The organism is Oerskovia sp. NPDC060287 (assembly GCF_042726775.1).
Classification (GTDB): domain Bacteria; phylum Actinomycetota; class Actinomycetes; order Actinomycetales; family Cellulomonadaceae; genus Oerskovia; species Oerskovia merdavium.
Map to the genome: position 1 here is coordinate 1 of NZ_JBHXBO010000325.1, position 3,791 is coordinate 3,791.

Here is a 3,791-nt window from a genome sequence, read left to right on the forward strand (position 1 = left end):
GTGCAGTTCACGAACTACCGCTGACACCCTCTCGCGACGGGCGCGTCGCCGGTCGGGCTCGTGCCCGTCGGCGGCGCGCCCGTCCGCGTGTCGGGTCCCGCCGTGTCACGCCCACGACGCGCGGGCGTGTCGCCGCCGCACGGACCTAGACTCGCGGCGTGGACACTCATCGACTCCCGGCGGCGGTGCCCGTGCTGAGCCACGGGGTCCACCGCGCCGTCCCGGCCCACCCTGCTGGCTGCTCTGCATGACCAGCCCCCTGCGGCCGCCCCGCGTCGTCGCGACCGACCTCGACGGCACGCTGCTGCGCTCGGACGGCACGGTCTCCGAGCGCACGCGCGAGGTCCTGGCAGCCCTCGACGACGCCGGGACCCAGGTCGTGTTCGTGACCGCTCGCCCGCCGCGCTGGCTCACGGAGGTCGGGCGGCTGGTTGGTGGCCACGGCGTCATCATCTGCCTGGGCGGGGCGTGCGTGTACGACGTCGGCACGCGCCAGGTCGTCGAGTCGCGCGGTTTCGCGCCGCTCGCCCTGGGCGACGTGGTCCGTGACCTCCGGGCGGCGGTGCCGGGGGTCGCGCTGGCCGTCGAACGGGTCGACGGGCCGGTGTTCGACCCGACGTTCCGGCACGACGAGGGCATGCCCGAGGAATGGCGCGGACCGGTCGAGCGTGCGCTCGACGCCCCCGTCGCGAAGCTGCTCGCGCGCACCGACGACACCTCGCAGGACGAGTTCTTCGAGCGCGTGCTGGACGCGGTCGGCGACCGGGCCCTGCTCGCCTACTCGGGGGCCGCGGGGCTCGCCGAGCTGCTCCCTCCCGACGTGACCAAGGCCGGCGCGCTGTCCGCCTGGTGCGCGTCGCACGGCATCGAGGCGAGGGACGTGTGGGCGTTCGGCGACATGCCCAACGACCTGCCCATGCTGGCCTGGGCCGGAACCTCGTACGCCGTAGCGAACGCGCACCCCGACGTGCTGGGCGCGGTCACGCACCGCACGGCGTCCAACGACGAGGACGGCGTCGCGGTCGCGCTCGAGGGCCTGCTCGACACCTCGGTACCGCACCCCCGCCCGTCGGCCGACAGGTCGGGCACATGATGTTCGCCCTCGCACGGCAGGACGGTCGTCGCCCCCTCTCCCGCCGCGCTCGCCGGCTGTCGGCCCTCGCGCTGGCGGTCGCGCTCACGGCAGCAGGCTGTACCGCGCCCGCGTCGCCCGACCCGGAGGTGCCGTCCGCCGCGGCCGATGCGCCGTCACGCCCGGCCCAGCCCGACGACGCCGCGCTCACGACGTACTCCTACGGCCCGCGCCCCGCGCAGACTGCCGACCTGATCCTGCCGGCGTCGCTCACCGAGCGGACCGAGGAACTGCGTACACCGTCCGGCAGCGAGGCTCCCGCGCCGCAGGTCGTCGACGTCGTCGTCCTCGTCCACGGCGGCGGCTGGGACGCCGCCTACGACCGCTCGTCCGAGACCGAGGTCGCCCGTGACCTGACCGACGACGGCATCGTGGTGTGGAACCTCGACTACCGCGGCGTCGGCGCGGCCGACCCGCTCGACGAGGGCGGCTGGCCCGGGACGTTCGAGGACGTCGCCGCAGGCCTCGACCTCCTCCCCCAGGCCCTCGGGGAGGCGGGGCTCGCACCCGGGCGCGTGGCCGTCGTCGGGCACTCCGCGGGCGGGACCATGGCACTGTGGCTCGCCGCCCGCCACACCCTGCCCGACGGCGCCCCCGGCGCGGCTCCGCTCGTCCGGCCCGACCTCGTGGTCACCCAGGCCGGCGTGAACGACCTGAAGACGGCCGGGGCCGAGGGGCCCGTCGAGGGAGCCGTCCAGGCGCTCATGGGCGGCTCCACGAGCGAGGTCCGGGACGACCGGTACGACCTCGCATCCCCCACCGCACTGCTCCCGCTCGGTGTCCCGACGCTCGTCACGACGGGTGACCTGGACGCCGTGGTCGTGCCGTCGGTCGCGACCGACTACGCCGAGGCTGCGCAGGCCGCCGGAGACGACGTGACGCTCGCGGTGATCCCCGGCGAGGACCATCTGTCGCCCCAGAACCCCCGCTCGGACGCCTGGGCCGCGGTGCGCGACTGGCTGGCCGAGCGCGGGATCGCCCCGGCCGGGTCTACGAGGTAGAGGTCCCGTCGAGGGAGAGGCCCTCGTCGAGACGGCAGCCTCCTGAGCCATCCCGGAGACCGGGCTCCACCTCGGCGCGGGCTCTCAGTAGCGCGTGATGCCGCCCTGCTGGCCTGCCATGGTCTCGAGCCGCTTGATGCGCTCGGCCATGGGCGGGTGCGTCGCGAACATCTTGGCGACGCCCGCCCCGCGGAACGGGTTGGCGATCATGACGTGCGAGACGTCCACGAGCTCTCGGTTCTGCGGCAGGGGCGCGCGTGCGGTCCCCTGCTCGAGCTTGCGCAGCGCCGACGCGAGGGCCAACGGGTCGCCCGTGAGCTTGGCGCCGTCCTCGTCCGCGTCGTACTCGCGCGTCCGGGAGATCGCGAGCTGGATGACCATGGCCGCGACAGGCGCGAGCAGAGCCATCGCGAGCGCGGCGAGCGGGTTGCCGCCCCGGTCGCGGTTGCCGCCGAAGATCAGCAGGAACTGCGCGAGCGACGTGATGACGCCGGCCATCGCGCTGGCGACCGACGACGTGAGGATGTCCCGGTTGTACACGTGCATGAGCTCGTGCCCCAGGACTCCGCGCAGCTCACGCTCGTCGAGCAGCACCAGGATGCCCTCGGTGCAGCACACCGCGGCGTTCTTGGGGTTGCGGCCCGTCGCGAACGCGTTGGGCGCCTGCGTGGGCGAGACGTACAGCTTGGGCATGGGCTGACGTGCAGCGGTCGAGAGCTCGCGCACGATCCTGTACATCGCAGGCTGCTCGAGCTCGCTCACGGGCCGCGCGTGCATGGCACGGATCGCGATCTTGTCGGAGTTCCAGTAGCCGTACGCGGTGGTCACCAGACCGATCGCGACGAAGATCCACAACGTCCCGGCCGAACGGGCGAACACCGCCCACAGCCCCAGGATCACGACCCACATGATCCCGAAAAGTCCTGCGGTCTTCAGACCGTTGAAATGCTGGTGACCCACTCCCAGCCCCTTCCCTCGAGCACAGGATGCCGTGGTGCGAGCATCCACCGGATGAACGCGCGGCGCACGCGGGAGGTTCCCTCCGCCGTCGGGCACGGTCCTCGCGGCGACGAGCCGCGCTGCGGGCGCCGACTGTGGGCGGCCGGGGCCGGTGCCGCGCCCTGGGAGCCTGCGGCACCGCAGGTCCCGGTACGACGACGGCGCCCCGGCCCGGGTGGGCAGGGGCGCCGTGCGTGGTGCGCGGGTCAGGCCGTGGCGTCGTCCTCGCGGCGTGCGATGCGGATCATGTCCTCACGGGGCACGACCTTGACGCGCTCGCGACCGCGGGCCTCGCCGAGGGCACGCTCGTGGGCGTCCAGGACCTCCCAGTCGGACCACTGGACCAGGTGCACGCCGCGCTCGGTCAGGAACTCGATGATCGCGTCGGGCGAGCCGTGCGGCGCGACGCGACCGGCCTCGAGGTCGCCCTCGACCGCATCGACGCCCTCGCCGGCGGGGACGGCCCCGGTGACGTCCTCGACGAGGTGGCGGACGGTCTCGGAGGCGTCGGACTTGGTGTGCCCGATCAGCCCGACCGGTCCACGCTTGATCCACCCCGTGGCATAGACCCCCGGGACCTGCTCACCATCGATGTCGATCACCCGACCCTCACGGTTGGGAATGACACCCTTGAGCTCGTCGAACGGCACCTCGGGCAA

Annotated in this window: 3 protein-coding genes and 1 pseudogene; 2 read left to right on the plus strand and 2 right to left on the minus strand. The window is 73.7% G+C overall.

The annotated features are described in order from the left end of the window. The first annotated feature begins 247 nt into the window (after positions 1–247). The gene (locus ACFWFR_RS18280; RefSeq protein WP_377624018.1) at positions 248–1,093 is read left to right on the plus strand and encodes an HAD family hydrolase; all 846 of its coding nucleotides are present in this window, start codon (positions 248–250) and stop codon (positions 1,091–1,093) included. After that, on the plus strand, positions 1,090–2,133 hold the full coding sequence (locus ACFWFR_RS18285; protein ID WP_377624019.1) for an alpha/beta hydrolase family protein: 1,044 nt from the start codon (positions 1,090–1,092) through the stop codon (positions 2,131–2,133). Before ACFWFR_RS18280 ends, ACFWFR_RS18285 begins: the two co-directional genes overlap by 4 nt. An 84-nt stretch (positions 2,134–2,217) precedes the next feature. On the opposite strand, the gene htpX is transcribed toward ACFWFR_RS18285, so the two are convergent. Together htpX and ACFWFR_RS18295 are read right to left on the minus strand one after the other, a co-directional pair. Next, on the minus strand, positions 2,218–3,093 hold the full coding sequence (gene htpX / locus ACFWFR_RS18290) for a zinc metalloprotease HtpX (RefSeq protein WP_377616175.1): 876 nt from the start codon (positions 3,091–3,093) through the stop codon (positions 2,218–2,220). A 245-nt stretch (positions 3,094–3,338) separates the two neighbouring features. Continuing rightward, positions 3,339–3,791 (minus strand): annotated as a pseudogene (locus ACFWFR_RS18295) (pyridine nucleotide-disulfide oxidoreductase); the annotation flags it as partial.

Bases quoted from the DNA above. Each gene is read 5' to 3' on its own strand.
- ACFWFR_RS18280 (WP_377624018.1), top strand. From the start codon at position 248: ATGACCAGCCCCCTGCGGCCGCCCCGCGTCGTCGCGACCGACCTCGAC.
- ACFWFR_RS18285 (WP_377624019.1), top strand. From the start codon at position 1,090: ATGATGTTCGCCCTCGCACGGCAGGACGGTCGTCGCCCCCTCTCCCGC.